Source organism: Variovorax paradoxus, from assembly GCF_022009635.1.
Taxonomy (GTDB): domain Bacteria; phylum Pseudomonadota; class Gammaproteobacteria; order Burkholderiales; family Burkholderiaceae_C; genus Variovorax.
The window spans coordinates 3012970-3034177 of sequence record NZ_CP091716.1 but is presented as its reverse complement, the minus strand read 5'-3'; the positions used below and the strand labels follow the sequence as shown (position 1 = coordinate 3034177).

Annotated in this window: 19 protein-coding genes; 2 read left to right on the top strand and 17 right to left on the bottom strand. The window is 65.6% G+C overall.

The window, feature by feature from the left end; all coding sequences use genetic code 11:
* Nucleotides 1–62: 62 nt before the first annotated feature.
* Together L3V85_RS14075 and L3V85_RS14070 are read right to left on the bottom strand one after the other, a co-directional pair.
* Nucleotides 63–770, bottom strand: coding sequence for an ABC transporter ATP-binding protein (locus L3V85_RS14075; RefSeq protein ID WP_237679798.1), 708 nt, complete (start codon nucleotides 768–770; stop codon nucleotides 63–65).
* A 1-nt stretch (nucleotide 771) separates the two neighbouring features.
* Nucleotides 772–1542 (bottom strand): ABC transporter ATP-binding protein, encoded by a 771-nt coding sequence (locus L3V85_RS14070; protein WP_237679797.1) that lies wholly within the window; start codon nucleotides 1540–1542, stop codon nucleotides 772–774.
* A 268-nt stretch (nucleotides 1543–1810) separates the two neighbouring features.
* On the opposite strand from L3V85_RS14070, the gene L3V85_RS14065 reads away from it, so the two are divergent.
* The gene (locus tag L3V85_RS14065; RefSeq protein WP_237679796.1) at nucleotides 1811–3019 is read left to right on the top strand and encodes an AGE family epimerase/isomerase; all 1209 of its coding nucleotides are present in this window, start codon (nucleotides 1811–1813) and stop codon (nucleotides 3017–3019) included.
* A gap of 57 nt (nucleotides 3020–3076) precedes the next feature.
* On the opposite strand, the gene L3V85_RS14060 is transcribed toward L3V85_RS14065, so the two are convergent.
* Genes L3V85_RS14060 through L3V85_RS14045 form a run of 4 tightly spaced genes read right to left on the bottom strand, consistent with a single transcriptional unit; the run spans nucleotide 3077 to nucleotide 8051 of the window.
* Entirely contained in the window at nucleotides 3077–4639 is a 1563-nt protein-coding gene (locus tag L3V85_RS14060; RefSeq protein ID WP_237679795.1) for a DHA2 family efflux MFS transporter permease subunit, read from the bottom strand.
* Nucleotides 4640–4689: 50 nt separating this feature from the next.
* A complete protein-coding gene (locus L3V85_RS14055; RefSeq protein WP_237679794.1) occupies nucleotides 4690–6012 on the bottom strand; it encodes an efflux RND transporter periplasmic adaptor subunit in 1323 nt (440 codons plus the stop codon).
* Nucleotides 6013–6049: 37 nt separating this feature from the next.
* Nucleotides 6050–7522 carry an efflux transporter outer membrane subunit gene (locus L3V85_RS14050; RefSeq protein WP_237679793.1) on the bottom strand — a complete coding sequence of 491 codons (1473 nt, stop codon included), beginning with the start codon at nucleotides 7520–7522 and terminating at the stop codon, nucleotides 6050–6052.
* On the bottom strand, nucleotides 7515–8051 hold the full coding sequence (locus L3V85_RS14045) for a MarR family winged helix-turn-helix transcriptional regulator (RefSeq protein ID WP_237679792.1): 537 nt from the start codon (nucleotides 8049–8051) through the stop codon (nucleotides 7515–7517). Before L3V85_RS14045 ends, L3V85_RS14050 begins: the two co-directional genes overlap by 8 nt.
* Nucleotides 8052–8127: 76 nt before the next feature.
* Here L3V85_RS14045 and L3V85_RS14040 point away from each other — a divergent pair, with 76 nt between their 5' ends.
* Entirely contained in the window at nucleotides 8128–9912 is a 1785-nt protein-coding gene (locus tag L3V85_RS14040) for an ABC transporter transmembrane domain-containing protein (RefSeq protein ID WP_237679791.1), read from the top strand.
* 24 nt (nucleotides 9913–9936) lie between these two features.
* On the opposite strand, the gene L3V85_RS14035 is transcribed toward L3V85_RS14040, so the two are convergent.
* From L3V85_RS14035 to nuoG, 11 genes are read right to left on the bottom strand one after another with little or no spacing between them, the layout of a single operon-like run.
* A complete protein-coding gene (locus L3V85_RS14035) occupies nucleotides 9937–10401 on the bottom strand; it encodes a DUF1178 family protein (RefSeq protein ID WP_237679790.1) in 465 nt (154 codons plus the stop codon).
* Between the two features lie 7 nt (nucleotides 10402–10408).
* Nucleotides 10409–11026, bottom strand: coding sequence for an NUDIX domain-containing protein (locus L3V85_RS14030; RefSeq protein WP_237679789.1), 618 nt, complete (start codon nucleotides 11024–11026; stop codon nucleotides 10409–10411).
* Between the two features lie 7 nt (nucleotides 11027–11033).
* Nucleotides 11034–11339 (bottom strand): DUF2818 family protein, encoded by a 306-nt coding sequence (locus tag L3V85_RS14025; RefSeq protein WP_237679788.1) that lies wholly within the window; start codon nucleotides 11337–11339, stop codon nucleotides 11034–11036.
* A gap of 15 nt (nucleotides 11340–11354) precedes the next feature.
* A complete protein-coding gene (gene nuoN / locus L3V85_RS14020) occupies nucleotides 11355–12842 on the bottom strand; it encodes an NADH-quinone oxidoreductase subunit NuoN (RefSeq protein ID WP_237679787.1) in 1488 nt (495 codons plus the stop codon).
* Nucleotides 12843–12866: 24 nt separating this feature from the next.
* Nucleotides 12867–14345: an NADH-quinone oxidoreductase subunit M gene (locus L3V85_RS14015; protein ID WP_237679786.1), complete on the bottom strand. Its 1479-nt coding sequence runs from the start codon at nucleotides 14343–14345 to the stop codon at nucleotides 12867–12869.
* A 25-nt stretch (nucleotides 14346–14370) separates the two neighbouring features.
* A complete protein-coding gene (gene nuoL, locus L3V85_RS14010) occupies nucleotides 14371–16404 on the bottom strand; it encodes an NADH-quinone oxidoreductase subunit L (protein ID WP_237679785.1) in 2034 nt (677 codons plus the stop codon).
* A 7-nt stretch (nucleotides 16405–16411) separates the two neighbouring features.
* Entirely contained in the window at nucleotides 16412–16720 is a 309-nt protein-coding gene (nuoK, locus tag L3V85_RS14005; RefSeq protein WP_019653383.1) for an NADH-quinone oxidoreductase subunit NuoK, read from the bottom strand.
* Nucleotides 16717–17373 carry an NADH-quinone oxidoreductase subunit J gene (locus tag L3V85_RS14000; protein WP_237679784.1) on the bottom strand — a complete coding sequence of 219 codons (657 nt, stop codon included), beginning with the start codon at nucleotides 17371–17373 and terminating at the stop codon, nucleotides 16717–16719. The genes nuoK and L3V85_RS14000 overlap by 4 nt, the downstream gene beginning before the upstream one ends.
* Nucleotides 17374–17410: 37 nt before the next feature.
* Complete coding sequence (nuoI, locus tag L3V85_RS13995) at nucleotides 17411–17932, bottom strand: NADH-quinone oxidoreductase subunit NuoI (protein WP_237679783.1); 522 nt, start codon at nucleotides 17930–17932, stop codon at nucleotides 17411–17413.
* 17 nt (nucleotides 17933–17949) lie between these two features.
* Complete coding sequence (gene nuoH, locus L3V85_RS13990) at nucleotides 17950–19029, bottom strand: NADH-quinone oxidoreductase subunit NuoH (RefSeq protein ID WP_409195238.1); 1080 nt, start codon at nucleotides 19027–19029, stop codon at nucleotides 17950–17952.
* On the bottom strand, nucleotides 19026–21197 hold the full coding sequence (nuoG, locus tag L3V85_RS13985; protein WP_237679782.1) for an NADH-quinone oxidoreductase subunit NuoG: 2172 nt from the start codon (nucleotides 21195–21197) through the stop codon (nucleotides 19026–19028). Before nuoG ends, nuoH begins: the two co-directional genes overlap by 4 nt.
* Between the last annotated feature and the right edge of the window lie 11 nt (nucleotides 21198–21208).

Genomic DNA, 21208 nt, shown 5'->3' with positions numbered 1-21208 from the left:
TGTTGTCTCCTGAAGGAATCTTTGTGGGACGGAAGGAACGGGTCTTGTGGACTTGATGCGTTTCAGACGCCGAGCAGTTCGGTGAGCACCGGCATCTTGGCTTCGAGTTCCGAGGCACCGAACTTCAGCGCGATGCGCCCGTGCTCCATCACGTAGAAGCGGTCGGCCAGCGGCGCGGCGAAGCGGAAGTTCTGCTCCACCATGACGATGGTGTAGCCCTTGGCGCGCAGCGTGGTGATCATGCGGGCCAGCGCCTGCACGATGACCGGTGCGAGGCCTTCTGAAATCTCGTCGAGCAGCAGCAGCTTGGCGCCGGTGCGCAGGATGCGGGCCACGGCCAGCATCTGCTGCTCGCCGCCCGACAGGCGCGTGCCCTGGCTGTGGCGGCGCTCGGCCAGGTTGGGGAACATGGCGTAGATCTCATCGACCGACATGCCCTGCCCCGCACCCTTCAGCTCCGGCGGCAGCATCAGGTTTTCTTCGCACGAAAGGCTGGCGAAGATGCCGCGCTCTTCCGGGCAGTAGCCGATGCCCAGGTGCGCGATGCGGTGCGTCGGCATGCCGATGGTCTCTTTGCCGTTGACCTCGATGCTGCCCTTGCGCGCGCCGGTCAGGCCCATGATGGCGCGCAGCGTGGTGGTGCGGCCCGCGCCGTTGCGGCCCAGCAGCGTGACGACTTCGCCCGGCTGCACGACCATGTCGACGCCGTGCAGCACATGCGATTCGCCGTACCAGGCTTGCAGGCCCTTGATTTCGAGTGCGGCGGTCATGTCAGTGAGCACCTTGAAGTTGGCCGTCGGTGGTGCCCATGTAGGCTTCCATGACCTGCGGGTTCTTCGAGACCTCCGCGTACGGGCCCTCGGCCAGCACGGCGCCGCGCTGCAGTACGGTGATGGTGTCGGCGATGGTCGAGACCACGCTCATGTTGTGCTCCACCATCAGGATGGTGCGTCCGGCCGACACGCGCTTGATGAGCTCGGCCACGCGGTGCACGTCTTCATGGCCCATGCCCTGCGTGGGTTCGTCGAGCAGCATCAGCTCGGGCTCCATGGCCAGCGTGGTCGCGATCTCGAGCGCGCGCTTGCGGCCGTAGGGCAGGTTCACGGTCTGCTCGTCGGCGAGTTCGTCCAGGCCGACTTCAGCCAGCAGCTCGCGTGCTCTGGCATCCAATGGCTTGAGCGACTTCTCGCTCTTCCAGAAGTGGTACGAGGTGCCCAGGCGGCGCTGCAGGCCCAGCCGCACGTTCTCCAGCAACGTGAGGTGCGGGAACACGGCCGAGATCTGGAACGAGCGGATGATGCCGCGCCGCGCGATCTGCGCCGGTCGCTCGCGCGTGATGTCCTGCCCGTTGAAGAGGATCGTGCCGGTGGTCGGCTCGAGGAACTTCGTGAGCAGGTTGAAGCAGGTCGTCTTGCCGGCGCCGTTGGGGCCGATGAGCGCATGGATCGAGCCGCGCACCACCGACAGGTTGACCTTGCTGACCGCGGTGAACCCTTTGAATTCCTTGGTGAGCTGGCGTGTTTCGAGGATGACGTCGCTCATCTCGCGGAGTCGCCCGGGTTCGGAAAAATAAAGTGGGTCATGCAGTCCATCTCAATGCGCCACCATCGAGCGCGGCCTGATTGTTGGTGGGCGCCCTGCGCTTGGATACTGGGGCAAATGCCTATGCTGCAGTGCAACCTTCACGGGGCGGCGCGACGGCCCGATCGGCGACTGTCGTTGCAGCGACAAAGCGCGCCGTGGCAGCACTTAGACCTCTGCGGGAAACCCCGAGCGGGGTTCGCAAGGCGCTGCGTAGACTGAAGCGAACATGCTGAATTTCCGCTCTCCCGACTTCCTGACCGATCACGTGCTGCACACGCTGTCGTTCTACGAGCCGCGCTGCGTCGACGCCTCGGGCGGCTTCTTCCATTTCTACAAGGACGACGGCACGGTGTACGACCCGCGCACGCGGCACCTGGTGAGCAGCACGCGCTTCGTCTTCAACAACGCGATGGCCTACCGGCACTTCGGCAACCCGGCGCACCTGGCGGCGGTGCGGCACGGCCTGGCCTTCCTGCAGCGCGGCCATGCGCAGCCCGGCGGCGGCTATGCGTGGCAGATCGACTGGCACCAGCAGCGCGCCACCGTGCAGGACAGCACCTGCCATTGCTACGGCCTCGCCTTCGTGCTGCTCGCGCATGCGCATGCGCTGATGGCCGGCCTGGAAGAAGCCCATGCCGGCCTCACCCACACCTGGGACCTGATGGAACGGCACTTCTGGGAGCCGCGCCACCAGCTCTACGCGGACGAGGCCACGGCCGACTGGCGCGTGGGCTCCTACCGCGGACAGAACGCCAACATGCATGCCTGCGAGGCGATGCTGGCCGCCTACGAGGCCACGCAGGAAACCCGCTTTCTCGACCGCGCGCTCACGCTGGCGGAATCCATCACGGGCCGGCAGGCCGCGCTGGCGGACGGCCTGGTGTGGGAGCACTACCGCGACGACTGGTCGGTCGACTGGGACTACAACCGCGACGACAAGACCAACATCTTCAGGCCCTGGGGCTTCCAGACCGGGCACCTGACGGAGTGGACCAAGCTGCTGCTGCAGCTGGAGCGCCACCTGGCCGTCGCCGACCGCAAGGCCGACTGGATCCTGCCGCGCGCGCAGCACTTCTTCGACACTGCCATGTTCCGCGGCTGGGACGCGGACAACGGCGGGCTGGTCTACGGCTTCGCGCCCGACGGCACGGTGTGCGACGGCGACAAGTACTTCTGGGTGCAGGCCGAGAGCTTCGCGGCCGCCGCGCTGCTCGCGGTGCGCACCGGCGAATCGGGCTACTGGGACTGGTACGACAGCATCTGGGCGTACAGCTGGGAGCACTTCGTCGACCACCGGCACGGCGCCTGGTATCGCATCCTCTCGCCGCGCAACAAGAAGATCAACGACGAGAAAAGCCCGGCCGGCAAGACCGACTATCACACCATGGGTGCCTGCTACGACGTGCTGCGCGCGCTGAACGCGCCGGCCACGTAAAAACCCCCAGGTCTTCTTGGCGAAGCCTGGGGGTTGGTGGGTTGCCTGCTTTTGTCGTCAGTGCGCGCCGGCTGCGGCGTCGCCACCGGCGCCGCCCTTTTGCGGGCGCGCCAGCCACACCAGCGGAATCAGCAGCAGGAACAGGATGGCCGACGCATAGAAGATGTCGTTCGTGGCCAGCATGTAGGCCTGCTGGTCGACGATGCGGTTCATCTGCCCCAGCACCTGCTCAGTGCTGAAGCCGCTGCTGCCGAGCCCGGCCATCGCGCTCGTGGCCGCGTTGTTGCCCTGGTTGATCGTCTCCGAGAGCTGCGTGTGGTGCAGCGTCGCGCGGTTGTCCCACAAGGTGGTGGTGAGCGACGTGCCCATGGCGCCGGCGGTGATCCGCAGGAAGTTCGACAACCCCGACGCGGCCGGAATGCGGTCGGGCGTGAGGCCCGACAGCGTGATGGTCACGAGCGGAATGAAGAAGAACGCCATCGCGATGCCCTGGATCACCGTCGGGATGATGATGGTGACGAAATCGGCCTGCGTGTTGAAGTTCGACCGCATCCACAGCACCAGCGCGAACACCAGGAACGAGAAGGTCGCATAGCGGCGCGGATCGATCTTGGACACCGTGAGCCCGACGATCGGCGAGAAGAAGATCGCCAGCATCCCCACGGGCGCCATGATCATCCCCGCCTGCGTGGCGGTGTAGCCCATCCACTGCTGCAGCCACAGGGGCAGCAGCACCACGTTGCCGAAGAACAGGCCGTAGGCCACGGCCGTGGCCACGGCACCCGACCAGAAGTTGCGGCGCTTGAAGAGCGACAGGTCGACCACCGGGTGCTTGTCGGTCAGCTCCCAGACCAGGAAGAACGCGAAGCCGACCACGGCCACCACCGCCATCGTGACGATCTGCGGCGAATGGAACCAGTCGAGCTCCTTGCCCTTGTCGAGCATCAGCTGCATCGAGCCGACAAACAGCACCAGCAGCGCCAGTCCGATGGCGTCGATCGGCACCTTGTGCGTGACGCTCTCGCGCTTGTGATACAGCGCCCACGTGATGGAAGCCGCGACGATGCCGACGGGAATGTTGATGTAGAAGATCCACGGCCAGGAGATGTTGTCGGTGATCCAGCCGCCGAGCAGCGGCCCCATCACCGGCGCGACCAGCGTGGTCATCGACCACATCGCCATGGCCAGGCCCGCCTTGGCGCGCGGATAGCTCGACAGCAGCAGCGTCTGCGACAGCGGAATCATCGGACCCGCGACGAAGCCCTGCAGCGCGCGAAACAGGATCAGCGTCGTCATGTTGGGCGCCAGGCCGCACAGCAGCGAGGCGACCATGAACAGGATCACGCTGGCCATGAACAGGCGAACCTGTCCGAAGCGCTGCGTCATGAAGCCCGTGAGCGGCACCGCGATGGCGTTGGCCACCGCGAAGCTGGTAATGACCCAGGTGCCTTGCGTGGTGCTCACGCCCAGGTCGCCCGAGATGGCGGGCAACGACACGTTCGCGATCGACGAATCGAGCACGTTCATGAAAGTTGCCGCAGACAGCGCGACCGTGCCCCAGACGCGGGCTGCGCCCTCGAGCGGCGGATGCGCAATGTAAGCAGGAGCAGCGGTGGCCATTGCGGGACGCGCGAACTGAGCTGATTACCTGAAGAAGGCCGTGCGGGCGATCAGCCCGGCTGGCCTTGCACGGCCACCGATGCACCGGCCGGCGCGGCGGAGCCCTTGGCCGGTGCCGTTGCCGTGGCGGGGGCGCTGCGGCCGAGGTTGGCCGCGACGATGCGGTCCACTTCGGCGTCGGCGCCGCGGTCGAGCTGGCTGTAGACCTGCGTCTGCACCAGCGCGGCGGGGCGCGGCGCGTCTGCCAGCATCTTGCCGCTCTTGGACGAGATGTCGACTTCGGCGTCCATCGACAGGCCGATGCGCAGCGGGTTGGCCTTCAGCTGTTCGGGGTCGAGCGCGATGCGCACGGGCACGCGCTGCACCACCTTGATCCAGTTGCCGGTGGCGTTCTGCGCGGGCAGCAGCGCGAACGCACTGCCGGTGCCCACGCCCAGGCCGGCGACCTTGCCGGTGTACTCGACCTTCTTGCCGTACACGTCGGCGGTGAGCTTCACGGGCTGGTCGATGCGGATGTTGCGCAGCTGCACTTCCTTGAAGTTGGCGTCGACCCACAGCTGGTTGAGCGGCACGATCGACATCATCGGCGTTCCGGCGGCAACGCGCTGGCCGAGCTGCACGGTGCGCTTGGCAACGTAGCCGTCGACCGGCGCGGGCATGGCGACGCGCTGCGTGGCCAGGTAGGCCTCGCGCACCTTGGCGGCGGCGGCCAGCACGCTGGGGTGCTGCGCCACGCTGGTGCCTTCGGTCAGCGACTGGTTGCTGACCAGCGCTTCCTTGGCGGCGATCACGCCGGCCTGCGCCGCCGCGAGCTGGCTCTTGGCGGTGTCGAGTGCCGTCTCGGCGTGGTTGAGTTCTTCCTTCGACACGGCGCCGTTGCCCGACAGCGCGCGGCGGCGCTGCAGGTCGTCCTGCGCCTTGGCGATGTCGCTCTGGGCCTTGACGATGTCCGACTGGCGCAGCGTGACTTGCGCGGCCAGCGAGCCGTTGTTGGCGTACAGCGTGCGCACCTGGCGCACGGCCTGCGCGAGCGCGGCCTCGGCCTGCTCCAGCGCCACCTTGGCGTCGGCCGGGTCGAGCTGCACCAGCGGCTGGCCGGCCTTCACGAAGTCGGTGTCGTCGGCGTTGATGGACATGACGGTGCCGCCGATCTGCGGGGTGATCTGGATCACGTTGCCCGAGACGTAGGCATTGTCGGTGTCCTCGTAGTGGCTGGCGACCAGCCATTCGTAGAGACCCCAGCCGCCGCCGGCGACGATGACCACCGCGGCCAGCGCGGTGAGCGCGCGGCGGCGCTTGCCGTTGCCGGCGGGCGCCTCGGGGGCAGCAGGAGCTGCGGCTGCAGCGGGCGTCGGAGTGTTGTTATCGCTCATGATGAAGTTCTTTCCGAAGACGAAAAATCAGGTCTGTTCAGTTCAGCGCGGCCGGGGCCGAAGCCGTGGTGGTGGCCGGCGGCTGCCAGCCGCCACCCAGGGCACGGGCCAGCGCCACCTGCGTGTCGAGCGCGCGCGCGGCGAGGTCGACCGCCAGGCGGCGTTGCGCCAGCACGGAGGTTTCCGCCGTCAGCACATTGAGGTAGTTGCCGAGGCCGGCGCGGTAGCGCTGCACGGCGATGTCGTAGGCGCCTTCGGCAGCGGTCTGCGCGGCGCGTTGTTCGGTCTGCTGGCGCGCGATGGACTGCGCGCTCGTCACCTGGTCGGCCGCGTCGCGCACGGCGTCGATGACGGTGGCGTTGTAGCTTTCGATGGCCACGTCCAGGTCGGCCGACTTGCCGCGCAGGTTGGCGCGCAGCTTGCCGCCTTCGAAGATCGGCAGGCTGATGGCGGGGCCCACGCCCCACTGCTCGCTGCCCGACTTCAGCAGCTTGCCGAAGCCCAGCGCCTGGAAGCCGGCGAAGGCCGTGAGGTTCACGTTCGGATAGAACAGCGTCTTGGCATTGGCCACGTCGCTGGTGGCGGCCTCGACGCGCCAGCGCGCGGCTGCGATGTCGGCGCGGCGGCCCAGCAGGTCGGCCGGGATGTTCGTCTGCAGCGCGATCGGCTTGACCTCGCCCAGCAGCGGCGGCTTGAGCGATTGCGACACATTGGGCTGGGCCACGAGCGCGTCGAGCGCATGCTGCTGCAGCGCGATCTGCTCGTTGAGCGATTCGATCTGCTGGCGTGCCTCGGGCAGGCCGCCTTCGCTCTGGCGCAGTTCGAGGCGGGTGTCGAGGCCGGCCGAGACGCGGTCGCGCACGAGCTTGAGTGTTTCGTCGCGCTGCGCCAGCGTGCGCTTGGCCACGGTGAGCTGGTCGTTCAGGCGGGCCCACTGGAAGTAGCTGCGCGCCACGTTGCTCGCGAGCAGCACGCGGGCGGCGTCGGCATCGGCGGCGGCGGCATTGGCTGCACCGATGGCGGTGTCGAGCGCGCTGCGGTTCTTGCCGAAGAAGTCGAGTTCCCAGCTCGCGCCGAGCTGCAGCAGGCCGATGTTCTGGATCGAGCCGCCCAGCGGCGCCGGGTAGATGTAGTTGCTGTTGAACTTCTGGCGGTTCAGGTCGAGCTCGCCGTTGACCTTGGGCTTGAGGGCCGCGCCGGCCACGTCGGCGGAAGCCTGCGCGCGCACGAGGCGGGCCTGCGCGACCTGCAGGTTGGGATTGCCTGCCACGGCCTGGTCGATCAGCGAGTTGAGCTGCGGATCGCCGAAGGCGAGCCACCACTGGCTGTCGAGGCGGGACACCGGCGCCGCGGCGCTGTCGGGCGCGATGCCCAGCGACGAGGCGTCGCGCAGCTTGGCCTGCGAGCCGATGCCGGCCATGTCGGCGCAGCCTGCCAATGCGACCACCAGCAGCGCGGCAGCCACGACGGGAGTGCGACGCAGCGCGCGCACGGCGAGGGAATCAGTCATTTTTATCTCCACGGGCCGCAAGGGCCTGTGCGTTGTCGAGGATGCGGCGCAAGTAGCCCTTGAGCTGCTCCCATTCCTCGGTGGTGAAACCTGCAAGATGTTCGTTCTGCACGCGGCTGAGCACGTACGGCACTTCCTTGGCGGCGGCACGGCCCTCGTCGGTGAGTTCGATGTTGACGACCCGGCGGTCTTCCAGCGAACGCACGCGGCGGCACAGGCCCTTGGCCTCGAGGCGGTCGAGCAGGCGCGTCATGGCGCCGGTGTCGAGTTCGCAGGCACGGGCCAGTTCGGCCACCGTGGTGGCGGCGCCGACGTGCAATTTGTACAGCGGCACCCACTGCGGGTAGGTCGGGCCGCCGGGCTCGCACATGCGGGTTTCTACTGCCTGCCCTACTGCCGTCACGATGCGGCGCATCAGGTAGCCGATGCTGTCTTCGGTCAAGTACGTCTCCGCTCGGTAGAAAACAGGCGGGCGACGCTCTGCGCCGGCGGAGGCCGGCACGGCTTCATGGGTGTTTGCATCGCTCATGGGCAAAATATTAGCTGCCGAGGCAATTATTGTCAAGGCCGCCTTTGTAAGGGCAAGGGTTCGGTAGAATCGCTGCATGGCTTCTACCCCTCCGTCTTCCATGGCCAAGGGCTCGCCCCGGTCGCTGTCGGGCCTGAGCCCTTTTCTTCGCCCCTACCGGGTCCAGATCGTCCTGGCGGGGGTGTTTTTGGTGATGGCGGCGGTCACCACGCTGGCTTTTCCTATCGCCTTGCGAAGCCTGATTGACGGAGGCTTCGTCAACCCCGACAAGGGCGCGCAGACCATGGCGCTGCGCGACCACTTCGGCGCCCTCTTCGCGGTGGCCGTGGCGCTGGGCCTTTTCTCGGCGGCGCGCTTCTATACGGTGAGCTGGCTGGGCGAGCGCGTGACCGCCGACATCCGCAACGCGGTCTACGGGCGCGTGCTGAAGCAGAGCCCGGCGTTCTTCGAGACCACGCAGACCGGCGAGGTGCTCTCGCGCCTCACGGCAGACACCACGCTGGTCCAGACGGTGGTCGGCTCCTCGCTCAGCATGGGACTGCGCAACGCGGTGATGGGCGTGGGCGCGCTGGCGGTGCTGGTCTGGACCAATCCTTATGTGATGGTGCAGGTGCTGGGCATCCTCGTGCTGGTGGTGTTGCCGAGCATGTGGTTCGGACGCCGCGTGCGCAAGCTGTCTCGCGCCAGCCAGGACCGGGTGGCCGACTCGAGCGCCATCGCCGCCGAAGTGCTGAACGCGATTCCAGTGGTGCAGAGCTACACGGCCGAGGGCCGCGAGGCCAGCCGCTTCAACGGATCGACCGAAAACGCCTTCCGCACCGCGGTGCGACGCACCAAGGCGCGCTCGGTGCTGGTGGCATTCATCATCATCGCCACCTCGGCGGCACTTCTGTGGGGCCTGTATCAGGGCACGCAGGCGGTGCTGCGCGGCGACATCACGGCCGGGCACCTGGGCCAGACGGTCGTGTACGTCGCCATTCTTGCCAGCGCCACCGCGGTGCTTGGCGAGGTCTACGGCGACCTGCTGCGCGCGGCTGGCGCCACCGAACGCCTGATGGAACTGCTGCACGCACCCAGCGCCATCTTTTCACCGGCCAACCCGGCGGTCACGCCAGTGCCCGCGGCGGGCAGCGCCATCCGCTTCGACGCGGTGACTTTCCACTACCCCTCTCGGCCAGGCACGCCGGCATTGCGCGATTTCAGCCTCGACGTCGCACCGGGCGAGACGGTGGCGCTGGTCGGTTCGAGCGGTGCCGGCAAGAGCACGGTGTTCCAGCTGCTGCTTCGCTACTACGACCCGCAATCCGGCCGGCTGATACTCGACGGCGCGCCGCTGGCGTCGCTCGCCCTGTCCGATCTGCGCACCCGCATCGGCCTGGTCCCGCAGGACGCGGTGATCTTCTCGACCAGCGCGTTCGAGAACATCCGCTACGGCCGCCCCGAAGCCACCGCTGAAGAAGTGCACGCCGCCGCCCGCGCCGCCTTCGCGCACGACTTCCTGCAGGCCCTGCCCGAGGGCTACGACACCTTCCTCGGCGAGCGCGGCGTGCGCCTGTCGGGCGGACAGCGCCAGCGCATCGCGATCGCACGGGCCATCCTCAAGAACCCGCCGCTGCTGCTGCTCGACGAAGCCACGAGCGCGCTCGACGCGGAGAGCGAGCGCATGGTGCAGGCGGCGCTCGAATCGGCCATGGAAGGCCGCACGACGCTCGTGATTGCGCATCGGCTGGCGACGGTGCAGAAAGCCGACCGCATCATCGTGCTGGACCACGGTGGCATCGTCGAGCAGGGAACGCACGCGGCGCTGGTGGCGCAGGGCGGCGTGTATGCGCGCCTCGCGGCGCTTCAGTTCACGGCCTGAGGAAAGGCCGAAGAGCCGCTGCTACTACTGCAGCGTTTCCTTCAGCGCCGCCGGAATCGGCAGCGCCATCACCGGAATGCCTTCGTCGAGCAGCGCTTCCGTCTGTTCGGGCGTTGCCTGCCCGCGGATGCCGCGCTCTCGGGCTTCGCCGTAATGCATCTTGCGGGCTTCGTCGGCAAAGCGTTCGCCGACGTCTTCTGTCTTGGCGAGCACCTCTCGCACGGCGCGCATCCAGCGGGCTTCAGGTGAGAGTTGCTCGGCCGGCAGCTGCTGCTGTGGTTGCGGTGCTGCAGCCGGCGCGTTTTCCTGCGGCGCCTTGGCGTTGCCCAGGTTCAGCCGCGGTGCGCTCAGCAGCTTGACGATGGCGGTGTCGCCGCAGACCGGGCATTCGACCAGCCCGCTGGCCAGTTGGCTGTCGAAGGCTTCGTTGGACGCGAACCATCCTTCGAAGCCGTGGCCATGTGCGCAGCGGAGATCAAGAACCTTCATGCGCGGATTATCCCGCGCCGCCTTGACCGGCCAGGGCCGTCCAGTCCAGTGCCCATGCGCCCGAAATGACGTTCTGCAGCCACAGGGTGCAGGTCAGCGTCTTGGCGTCGGTAACGGTGCCGTCGCGGCACCAGCCGGCCAGCTCTTCGGGCGTGGCCGTGAACACGTCGAGGAACTCGCCGTGGTCGAGCTGTCGCTCGCCCAGCGAGAGGCCGCGCGCGAAATAGATATGGATGATCTCGGTCGAGTACGCCACCGCCAGGTGCATGGCACCCGCATGCGCCCATTCGCGCGCGGTGTAGCCCGTTTCTTCGAGCAGTTCGCGCTTGCCGCAGACGAAGGGGTCTTCGCCCGCGTCGAGCTTGCCCGCCGGGAACTCGACCATCACATGGCCGACGGGATAGCGGAACTGGCGCTCGAGCACCACCCGGCCGTCGTCCAGCATCGGAATCACCACCACCGCCCCGGGATGCACGATGTACTCGCGCGTGGAGGTATTGCCGTCGGGCAGGCGAATGGTGTCGCGCTTGGCCTTCAGGAAATTGCCCTTGAAGAGGTCTTCGCTCTTCGTGAGTTCTTCCCTCAGGTGCGAATCGGCGGTGGCAGCGGTGGGTGATGCAGTCATGTCGTCGTCAGTGCCTGTGTTTCATCAGGTAGCGCCAGGTGAACCCCGGAAAGGCGAGCACGATGAACAGCGCGCCCGTCACCGCATAGAACTCCCAGCCCTGCGCCGCGATCTGCCCTGCCCTGCGCTCGAACAGCAGCCCGATGCCGCCGGCCAGAAAGTACAAGACCACCAGTTCGGCGAGGCGTACCGCAAGCGACTTGGGATTCGTCGGCAGCGGCACGACGCCGAAAAGGCGGTCGTTGAAGAACGGCAGATTGGCGGCCACGAGGGCCACCAGCAACACGACCCAGACAGACGCGGTTTGCGACACCCGAGGTCGGCCGCGTCAGTGGGCCAGCGTGGCCACGATCGCGTCGTAGCAGAGCGTCATCAGTCCGCCGGGCACGATGCCCAGGATCAGGATCAGCGCGCCGTTGATGGTGAGCACGGCCCGCACATCGCGCGGCGCCGACACGGTGGTGGCCGTGACAGGTGCGTCGAAGTACATGACCTTGACCACGCGCAGGTAGTAGAACGCGCCGATCAGCGACATCATCACCGCGAACACGGCCAGGCCGATGTAGATGGCGTGGCCCGAGGCGATCAGCGCCTGCAGCACCGCCAGCTTGGCGTAGAACCCGACCAGCGGCGGCAGGCCGGCCAGCGAGAACATCGCGATGGCCATCACGCCGGCGTACAGCGGGCTGCGCTGGTTGAGACCGGCCAGGTCGGTGATCTCTTCGCTCTCGAAGCCTTCGCGCGCCAGCAGCAGGATGATGCCGAAGCTGGCCAGCGTGGTCAGCACGTAGGTCACGATGTAGAACATCGAGGCGCTGTAGGCGTACTGGGCGTTGTAGGTGCCCTGCTGGTCCGAGCCGGCGACCAGGCCGAGGAGCATGAAGCCCATCTGCGAGATCGTCGAGTACGCGAGCATCCGCTTCAGGTTGCTCTGCGCAATGGCGGCCAGGTTGCCGACCAGCAGCGAGGCGATGGCGAGCACCGCCAGCATCTGCTGCCAGTCGATGGCCAGCGGCTGCAGTGCGTCGACCAGCAGGCGGATGATGATGGCGAAGGCGGCCAGTTCAGGCGCGGCGCCGATCAGCAGCGTGATGGCCGTCGGTGCGCCCTGGTAGACGTCGGGCACCCACATGTGGAACGGCGCGGCGCCCACCTTGAATGCCAGGCCGGCCACGATGAACACCAGGCCGAACACCAGCACCTGGTGATTCACCTTGCCGCTCGCGATGGTCTTGAAGACTTCGTTGACGTCGAGCGAGCCGGTCGCGCCGTACATCATCGACAAGCCGTACAGCAGGAAGCCGCTGGCCATGGCGCCGAGCACGAAGTACTTCATGGCGGCTTCGCTGGCCACCGCGTTGTCGCGACGCAGAGCAACCAGTGCGTAGCTCGAGAGCGTGAGCAGTTCGAGACCCAGGTAGATCAGCAGGAAGTTGCTGCCCGAGATCATCACGAACATGCCCAGAAGCGCGAACATGCTGACGGTGAAGAGCTCACCGCCGCGCAGCATCTCGCGGTCGGCCGCATAGGGGCGGCCGTAGACCAGCGTGACCATCAAGGCCACGGTGGCGAAGCACTTGAGCCAGTTGCCCATCGGGTCGCTGACGACCATGCCGCCGAAGCCGTAGGCCGTCTTGGCGTCGTAGGCCTGCAGGCCCGACAGCACGGCGACCACGGCCAGCGTGAGCAGCGTGAGCACATAGGTGCGGGTACGGCGCGGGCTCGTGTCCGACAGGTCGACCAGCGCAATGATGCAGGTCATGACCAGCAACACGATTTCAGGGTAGATCGTGACCCAGCTGATTTTGTCAATCATCTCGTTCTCTTATTCAGCGTGGCATCAGGAGGGCAGCTTCGAAACTGCCACGTGGCGCAGGAGCTCGGTCACCGAGGCGTCCATCGCATCGGTAAAGGGCTTCGGATACAGGCCCATCCACAGCACGGCGATGGCCAGCAGCGACAGCATCAGGAATTCACGCGCGTTGATGTCCTTCAGTTCCTTGACGTGGTCGTTGCCGACCGGGCCGAGGTACACGCGCTTGTACATCCACAGGGTGTAGGCCGCGCCGAAGATCAGCGCGGTAGCAGCGCCCAGGCCGATCCAGAAGTTGGCCTTGACCGCCCCCAGGATCACCATCCACTCGCCCACGAAACCGGCGGTGCCCGGCAGGCCGCAATTGGCCATGGCGAACAGCAGCGCGAACGCGGCGAACTTGGGCATGGTGTTGACCACGCCGCCGTAGTCGGCGATCTGGCGCGAGTGCACGCGGTCGTACAGCACGCCGATACCCAGGAACATGGCGCCCGACACGAAGCCGTGCGCAATCATCTGCACGATGCCGCCGGACACGCCGAGCTCGTTGAAGATGAAGAAGCCGAGCGTCACGAAGCCCATGTGGGCCACCGACGAGTAAGCCACCAGCTTCTTCATGTCCTGCTGCACCAGTGCAACCAGGCCCACGTAGATCACGGCGATCAGCGACAGCGCGATCATGAGCCAAGCCCATTCGTGCGAGGCGTCCGGTGCGATCGGCATCGAGAAGCGCAGGAAGCCGTAGGCACCCAGCTTCAGCATGATCGCGGCCAGCACGGCGGAACCGCCGGTGGGGGCCTCGACGTGCACGTCGGGCAGCCAAGTGTGCACCGGCCACATCGGCACCTTCACCGCGAAGGCCGCGAAGAAGGCGAAGAACAGGAAGGTCTGCGCGGTCGAACCCAGCGGCAGCTTGTGCCAGGCCAGGATGTCGAAGCTGCCGCCCGACTTGTTGTACAGGAAGATCAGCGCCACCAGCATCAGCAGCGAGCCGAGCAAGGTGTACAGGAAGAACTTGAACGCCGCGTAGATCTTGTTCGGGCCGCCCCAGATACCGATGATCAGGTACATCGGGATCAGCGTGGCTTCGAAGAACACGTAGAACAGCACGCCGTCGAGCGCCGAGAACACGCCGATCATGAAGCCCGACAGGATCAGGAACGCGCCCATGTACTGGTTCACGCGTTCGGTGATCACTTCCCAGGCCGAGATCACGACGATCACGGTAATGAACGACGTCAGCAGCACCAGCCAGAGCGACAGACCGTCGACCCCGAGGTGGTAGTTGACGTTGAAGCGAGAGATCCAGCTCGTCTTCTCGACGAACTGCATGGCGGCGGTTCCGTTCTGGAAGCGCGTGAACAGCGGCACCGTGACCAGGAAGCTCACGATGGCACCGACGAGCGCGACCCAACGGACGCCCTTGGCGTGCTCGTCACGGCCAAACGCCAGCAGCACGGCGCCGAATGCGATCGGCACCCAGATGGCAAGGCTCAACAAACCCATTTTTCTTTTTCTCCAGCGTTCAGGCTCAGCGTTTGAACCAGACGAAGTACGTCATCAGGATGAAGATGCCGAGCAGCATCGCGAAGGCGTAGTGATAGATGTAGCCCGACTGCATCCAGCGCACCACACCCGAAATCCGGCCGACCAGTTTCCACGAGCCGTTCACGACGGCGCCGTCGATCAGCGCCTGGTCGCCGCCCTTCCAGAGGCCGGTGCCGAGCGCGCGGGTGGCGCGGGCAATGACGTTCTCGTTGAACCAGTCCATGTAGTACTTGTTCTCAAGCAGGCGATAGATCGGGCCGAAGGCACGCTTGATAGCGGCCGGCAGCGCCGGGTTGATCATGTACATGTACCAGGACAGGACCACGCCGGCCAGCGCCAGCCAGAACGGTGCGGTCGTCAGGCCGTGGATGGCCATGGCCACCGGACCGTGGAAGCCCTCTTCCAGCTCCTTCATGGCATGGTGCTTGGCACCGTCCACGAAGATCGCGTTCTTGAAGAACTCGCCGAAGAGCATCGGTTCGATTGTCATGAAGCCGATCACCACCGAGGGGATGGCCAGCAGCACCAGCGGCAGCCAGACCACCCAGGGCGACTCGTGCGGCTTGTGGTCATGGCCGTGACCATGATCGTCATGACCGTGGCCATGGTCGTCATGGTGCGCGTCGGGGTTCTGGTCGTAGCGTTCCTTGCCGTGGAAGACCAGGAAGTACATGCGGAACGAATAGAACGCCGTGATGAACACGCCCGCCAGCACAGCGTAGTACGCGAAGTTCGCGCCCCACAGGTGGCTTTCGTGCACCGCTTCGATGATGCTGTCCTTCGAGTAGAAGCCGGCAAAGAACGGCGTGCCGATCAGCGCGAGCGAACCCAGCAGCGAAGTGATCCAGGTGATGGGCATGTACTTGCGCACGCCGCCCATCCAGCGGATGTCCTGGTTGTGATGCATGCCGATGATCACCGAGCCGGCGCCGAGGAACAGCAGCGCCTTGAAGAACGCGTGCGTCATCAGGTGGAACACCGCGACCGAGTAGGCCGAGGCGCCCAGCGCCACCGTCATGTAGCCGAGCTGCGAAAGCGTCGAGTACGCGACCACGCGCTTGATGTCGTTCTGGATGATGCCCAGGAAACCCATGAACAGCGCGGTGATGGCGCCGATCACGAGGATGAAGCTCAGGGCCGTGTCGCTCAGTTCGAACAGCGGCGACATGCGCGCCACCATGAAGATGCCGGCCGTCACCATCGTTGCCGCGTGGATCAGCGCGGAAATGGGCGTCGGGCCTTCCATCGAGTCGGGCAGCCACACGTGCAGCGGGAACTGCGCGCTCTTGCCCATCGCGCCGATGAACAGGCAGATGCAGATCACGGTGATGAGCATCCACTCGGTGCCCGGGAACGTGATGCCGGCCAGCGTGCCTGCCTTGGCGAAGGCTTCGGTGTAGTTCAGCGTGCCGGCGTAGGCCGCGATCAGGCCGATGCCGAGGATGAAGCCGAAGTCGCCCACGCGGTTGACCAGGAAGGCCTTCATGTTCGCGAAGATCGCGGTCGGCTTGTTGAACCAGAAACCGATCAGCAGGTACGACACCAGGCCCACCGCTTCCCAGCCGAAGAACAGCTGGAGCATGTTGTTGCTCATCACGAGCATCAGCATCGAGAAGGTGAACAGCGAGATGTACGCGAAGAAGCGGTTGTAGCCGTCGTCTTCTTCCATGTAGCCGATGGTGTAGATGTGGACCATCAGCGACACGAAGGTCACGACGCACATCATCATGGCGGTGAGGCCGTCGACCATGAAGCCGACTTCCATCTTCAGACCGCCCACGACCATCCACTCGTAAAGGGTGGCGTTGAAGCGGGCACCGTCGACGATCACGCTCTTGAGCGTCATGGCCGAGATGATGAAAGCGACCAGCACGCCCAGGATGGTGAGCGAGTGCGTGACCTTGCGGCCGATGTGATTGCCGCCGAACTTGGTGCCGAACAGGCCTGCGACGGCAGCGCCGACCAGGGGTGCCAGCGGCACGGCCAGCAATGTGGATGCGGAAAGGGTTGCGCTCATGTTGCGTTCAACCCTTGAGCGAGTTGAGTTCGTCGACGTTGATGTTCGACTTGTTGCGGAACAGCAGAACCAGCAGCGCCAGCCCGATGGCCGACTCGGCCGCGGCCACCGTCAGGATGAAGAACACGAAGATCTGTCCGTGCATGTCGCCCAGGAAGTGGGAGAACGCCACGAAGTTCATGTTGACGGCCAGCAGCATCAGCTCGATGGCCATGAGCAGAACGATCAGGTTCTTGCGGTTCAGGAAGATGCCGATCACAGACAGCGCGAAGAGCATCGCGCCGAGCGAAAGAAAGTGTCCGAGCGTGAGCGTCATGCCTTGTTTTCCTTTACCGCGTCCGCAGGTGCAGCTTCAGCCACAGGTTCGGCCGCACGCGTCGCGGGCATCTGCACGATGCGCACGCGGTCGCGCGCCTTCACGCGCACCTGATCGGCCGGGTTGGTGTACTTGCTGTCCTTGCGAGTGCGCAATGTCAACGCAATGGCAGCCACGATGGCCACGAGCAGGATGACAGCGGCAATTTCGAGCGGATACAGATATTGCGAATACAGCAGCTTGCCGAGTTCGAGCGTGTTCGAGCTGTCGGCGGCCATGGCGCCGCTGGTGACGCGCGCTTCGCCGAGGCGGAAGCCGCCCATCAGCACGGCCGCCATTTCCAGCGCGATCAGCGCACCGACGCCCGCAGCCAGCGGAAAGTGCTTCCAGAAGCCCTCTCGCAAGCTGTCGACGTTGATGTCCAGCATCATCACGACGAACAGGAACAGCACCATCACGGCGCCCACGTACACGAGCACCAGCGAGATCGCGAGGAACTCGGCGCGCAACAGCAGCCAGATGGCCGATGCCTGGAAGAAGGCCAACACCAGGTACAACGCTGCGTACACGGGGTTGCGGGAAGTGATGACGCGGAAGGCTGCGAACAGCAGCACCGCGGCAAACAGATAGAACAGACCGGTCTTGACGTCCATTGGAATTCGAATTGGTACGGGGTTCGGGCTGGTCGGATCAGCGGTACTTGGCGTCGGCCGCCTTGTTCGCTGCAATTTCGTTTTCGTAGCGATCGCCCACGGCCAGGAGCATGTCCTTGGTGAAGTACAGGTCGCCACGCTTTTCGCCGTGGTATTCGAAGATGTGCGTCTCGACGATCGAGTCGACCGGGCAGCTTTCTTCGCAGAAGCCGCAGAAGATGCACTTGGTCAGGTCGATGTCGTAGCGCGAGGTGCGACGCGAACCGTCGTCACGCACTTCGGATTCGATGGTGATGGCCAGCGCCGGGCAAACGGCTTCGCAGAGCTTGCAGGCGATGCAGCGCTCTTCGCCGTTTTCGTAGCGGCGCAGCGCGTGCAGGCCGCGGAAGCGCGGCGACAGCGGCGTCTTCTCTTCGGGGAACTGCACCGTGATCTTGCGGGCGAAGGCGTACTTGCCGGTGATGGCCAGGCCCTTGAACAGTTCGAACAGCATGAAGCTGCCCAGGAAGTCCTTGAGCGAGAACGGCGCGGACGGTGTTGCGGTGTGCGCAGCAGACATGGTGTTGGCGCTTCCTGTTATTTCCAGATGTTGAACGGCGTCTGCATCCAGCCACCGACCACGACCAGCCACACGAGGGTGACGGGAATGAAGATCTTCCAGCCCAGACGCATGATCTGGTCATAACGGAAGCGCGGGAACGTCGAGCGCACCCACAGGAACATGGTGACCACGCAGAAGGTCTTGGCGCCCAGCCAGATCCAGCCCGGAATGAAGCTCAGGAACTCGAAGGGCGGCAGCCATCCACCGAGGAACAGCACCACGGTCAGGATCGAGACGAGCCACATGTTGGCGTACTCGGCCAGGAAGAACATCGCGAAGCTCATGCCCGAGTACTCGATCATGTGACCGGCCACGATTTCGGACTCGCCTTCCACCACGTCGAACGGGTGACGGTTGGTTTCGGCCAGGCCCGAGATGAAGTAGACGACGAAGATCGGCAGCAGCGGCAGCCAGTTCCACGACAGGAAGCCGACGCCCATGTTGGCGAACATGCCCTTGCCCTGAACGTTCACGATCTCGCTCATGTTCAGGCTGCCGGTGACCATCAGCACCACGACGAAGCAGAAGCCCATCGCGATTTCATAGCTCACCATCTGTGCCGAGGCGCGCAGCGCGCCCAGGAAGGCGTACTTCGAGTTCGATGCCCAGCCGGCGATGATCACGCCGTACACCTCGAGCGAGGTGATGGCCATCACGAACAGCAGGCCGGCGTTGATGTTGGCCAGCGCCACGTCGGGACCGAAGGGAATCACGGCCCATGCGGCCAGCGCCGGCATGATGGTCATGATCGGGCCGAGCAGGAACAGGCCCTTGTTGGCGACCGTCGGAAGAATGATTTCCTTGGTCATCAGCTTGAGCGCGTCGGCGATCGGCTGGAGCAGGCCCAGCGGTCCGATGCGGTTCGGGCCGATGCGGATCTGCGTGAAGCCGATGGCCTTGCGTTCCCACAGCGTGAGGTACGCCACGGCCAGCATCAGCGGGATCACGACGACGATGATCTTGATCAGCGTCCAGACCACGGGCCAGACCACGCCGGTCCACCAGCCTGCGGCAACCAGACCCTGGCCGAAGCCATGAATGGTGTCGACGATCATGCCAGTGCCTCCTCGGCACGAGCCGTCACGTTCGACCCGGCCGATGCGTTGCGCGCGTCGGCAGTCAGTTGCAGCGACGGCGCGCGGCGCACGATGGAGTCGAGCTGGTAGATGCTCGCGACCACGGGCGCGGCGGCCGCACCGTTGGAAGCCACGGCAGCGGCGGCGGTCGCGTTGCTCAGTGCGTTGGCAGGCACGGCGCCCTTGTCACCGATGGTGGCCAGCACTTCGGCGGTCGATTCGAACGCGAAGCCCGGCAAGCCCAGCAGGTTGGCCAGCACGCGCAGCACCTTCCACGCCGGACGCGTTTCGCCTTGCGGCTTCACGACGGCATGGAAACCTTGCAGGCGGCCTTCGGCATTGACGAAGGTACCGGGGGTTTCGGTGAACGGAGCGATCGGGAGCAGCACGTCGCTGAACTCGAGGTTGGCCTTGAAGGGGCTCAGCGTGACGACCATCTGCGCATTGCCGATGACATCGGCCGCGGCCTTGCCGGCAGCCGAGTCGAACACCGGCTCGTTGTTCAGCAGCAGCACGGCCTTCAGGCCGGAGCCGGCGGCGAGCATGCGGCCGGCATCGAGGCCGCCGTTCTTCGGGAACGCGCCGACGAGCTGTGCGCCCACGGTGTTGGCGGCTTCGGTCAGGTAACCGACGGTAGCGCCGGTTTGCGCGCCGATCCAGTTCGCCAGTGCCAGCAGGCTGCTGGCTTGGGCGTGATGGGCGGCGGCGTTGCCGAGCAGCACGGCCTTGCGTTCGCCGCTCAGCAGCGAGGCCGCGATGGCCTTGGCGGCGGCGTCGGGTGCGTTCTTCGGCGCCAGCGGCGCGGCTGCGCCGTTGGTCTCGCCGATGGCGGCAGCCACGGCGGCCAGCGCCTCGACCCACTGGTCGGCTTCGACGATGGACGACTGCGCCACGTCGATGGCCCAGGCGTTGCGGTCGGCCATGAGGCTGGCCGAGGTGATCACCGACAGCGCGGCGCCCTTGCGCACGGCCTGGCGGATGCGCTGTGCGAACAGCGGATGTTCCTTGCGCAGGTTCGAGCCCACGACCAGCGCGCGCTGCACTTGCGTGAGCGAGGCGATCGAGGTGCCGAGCCAGCGCACGCCTTCGAACGCCGCGAACTCGGCGTTGCGCAGGCGGTAGTCGATGTTGTCGCTGCCGAGTTCACGCGTGAGCATGGTGGCCAGCTGCAGCTCTTCGAGCGTGCTGTGCGGGCTGACCAGCGTACCGATGCTTTGGGCGCCGTGGTCGGCCTTGATCTGCTTCAGACCGTTGGCGACGTATTCGAGCGCCGTCTGCCAGTCGACCTGCTGCCATTGACCGCCCTGCTTCAGCATGGGCTGCGTCAGGCGTTCAGTGCCGTTGAGCGCTTCGTACGAGAAGCGATCGCGGTCGGCGATCCAGCATTCGTTGACGTCTTCGTTCTCGAGCGGCACCACGCGCATCACGTGGTTGTTCTTGACCTGGACGATCAGGTTGGCACCGGTGGAGTCGTGCGGGCTCACCGACTTGCGGCGCGACAGTTCCCAGGTGCGGGCGCTGTAGCGGAAGGGCTTGCTCGTGAGCGCGCCGACCGGGCAGATGTCGATCATGTTGCCCGACAGCTCGGAATCGACCGAGTCGCCGACGAAGGTCTCGATTTCGGAATGTTCGCCGCGGTGCGACATGCCGAGCTCCATCACGCCGGCCACTTCCTGGCCGAAGCGGACGCAGCGCGTGCAATGGATGCAGCGGCTCATTTCTTCCATGCTGATCAGCGGGCCGACGTCCTTGTGGAACACGACGCGCTTTTCTTCCTCGTAGCGCGAGGAAGAACCGCCGTAGCCCACGGCCAGGTCTTGCAGCTGGCATTCGCCGCCTTGGTCGCAGATGGGGCAATCCAGCGGGTGGTTGATCAGGAGGAACTCCATGACCGACTGCTGCGCCTTGATGGCCTTCTCGCTCTTGGTGCGAACGATCATGCCTTGCGTGACGGGAGTGGCGCAGGCCGGCATCGGCTTGGGCGCTTTTTCCACGTCGACGAGGCACATGCGGCAGTTGGCCGCGATGCTGAGTTTCTTGTGATAGCAGAAGTGCGGGATGTACGTGCCCGCCTTGTCGGCCGCATGCATCACCATGCTGCCTTCGGTCACTTCGACCTTCTTGCCGTCGAGTTCGATTTCGATCATGAGTATGTTTC

Excerpts from the sequence above, each read along its gene's own strand:
- L3V85_RS14075 (WP_237679798.1), bottom strand. The coding sequence starts at position 770 with ATGACCGCCGCACTCGAAATCAAGGGCCTGCAAGCCTGGTACGGCGAA.
- L3V85_RS14070 (WP_237679797.1), bottom strand. The coding sequence starts at position 1,542 with ATGAGCGACGTCATCCTCGAAACACGCCAGCTCACCAAGGAATTCAAA.
- L3V85_RS14065 (WP_237679796.1), top strand. The coding sequence starts at position 1,811 with ATGCTGAATTTCCGCTCTCCCGACTTCCTGACCGATCACGTGCTGCAC.
- L3V85_RS14060 (WP_237679795.1), bottom strand. The coding sequence starts at position 4,639 with ATGGCCACCGCTGCTCCTGCTTACATTGCGCATCCGCCGCTCGAGGGC.
- L3V85_RS14055 (WP_237679794.1), bottom strand. The coding sequence starts at position 6,012 with ATGAGCGATAACAACACTCCGACGCCCGCTGCAGCCGCAGCTCCTGCT.
- L3V85_RS14050 (WP_237679793.1), bottom strand. The coding sequence starts at position 7,522 with ATGACTGATTCCCTCGCCGTGCGCGCGCTGCGTCGCACTCCCGTCGTG.
- L3V85_RS14045 (WP_237679792.1), bottom strand. The coding sequence starts at position 8,051 with ATGAGCGATGCAAACACCCATGAAGCCGTGCCGGCCTCCGCCGGCGCA.
- L3V85_RS14040 (WP_237679791.1), top strand. The coding sequence starts at position 8,128 with ATGGCTTCTACCCCTCCGTCTTCCATGGCCAAGGGCTCGCCCCGGTCG.
- L3V85_RS14035 (WP_237679790.1), bottom strand. The coding sequence starts at position 10,401 with ATGAAGGTTCTTGATCTCCGCTGCGCACATGGCCACGGCTTCGAAGGA.
- L3V85_RS14030 (WP_237679789.1), bottom strand. The coding sequence starts at position 11,026 with ATGACTGCATCACCCACCGCTGCCACCGCCGATTCGCACCTGAGGGAA.
- nuoN (WP_237679787.1), bottom strand. The coding sequence starts at position 12,842 with ATGATTGACAAAATCAGCTGGGTCACGATCTACCCTGAAATCGTGTTG.
- L3V85_RS14015 (WP_237679786.1), bottom strand. The coding sequence starts at position 14,345 with ATGGGTTTGTTGAGCCTTGCCATCTGGGTGCCGATCGCATTCGGCGCC.
- nuoL (WP_237679785.1), bottom strand. The coding sequence starts at position 16,404 with ATGAGCGCAACCCTTTCCGCATCCACATTGCTGGCCGTGCCGCTGGCA.
- nuoK (WP_019653383.1), bottom strand. The coding sequence starts at position 16,720 with ATGACGCTCACGCTCGGACACTTTCTTTCGCTCGGCGCGATGCTCTTC.
- L3V85_RS14000 (WP_237679784.1), bottom strand. The coding sequence starts at position 17,373 with ATGGACGTCAAGACCGGTCTGTTCTATCTGTTTGCCGCGGTGCTGCTG.
- nuoI (WP_237679783.1), bottom strand. The coding sequence starts at position 17,932 with ATGTCTGCTGCGCACACCGCAACACCGTCCGCGCCGTTCTCGCTCAAG.
- nuoH (WP_409195238.1), bottom strand. The coding sequence starts at position 19,029 with ATGATCGTCGACACCATTCATGGCTTCGGCCAGGGTCTGGTTGCCGCA.
- nuoG (WP_237679782.1), bottom strand. The coding sequence starts at position 21,197 with ATGATCGAAATCGAACTCGACGGCAAGAAGGTCGAAGTGACCGAAGGC.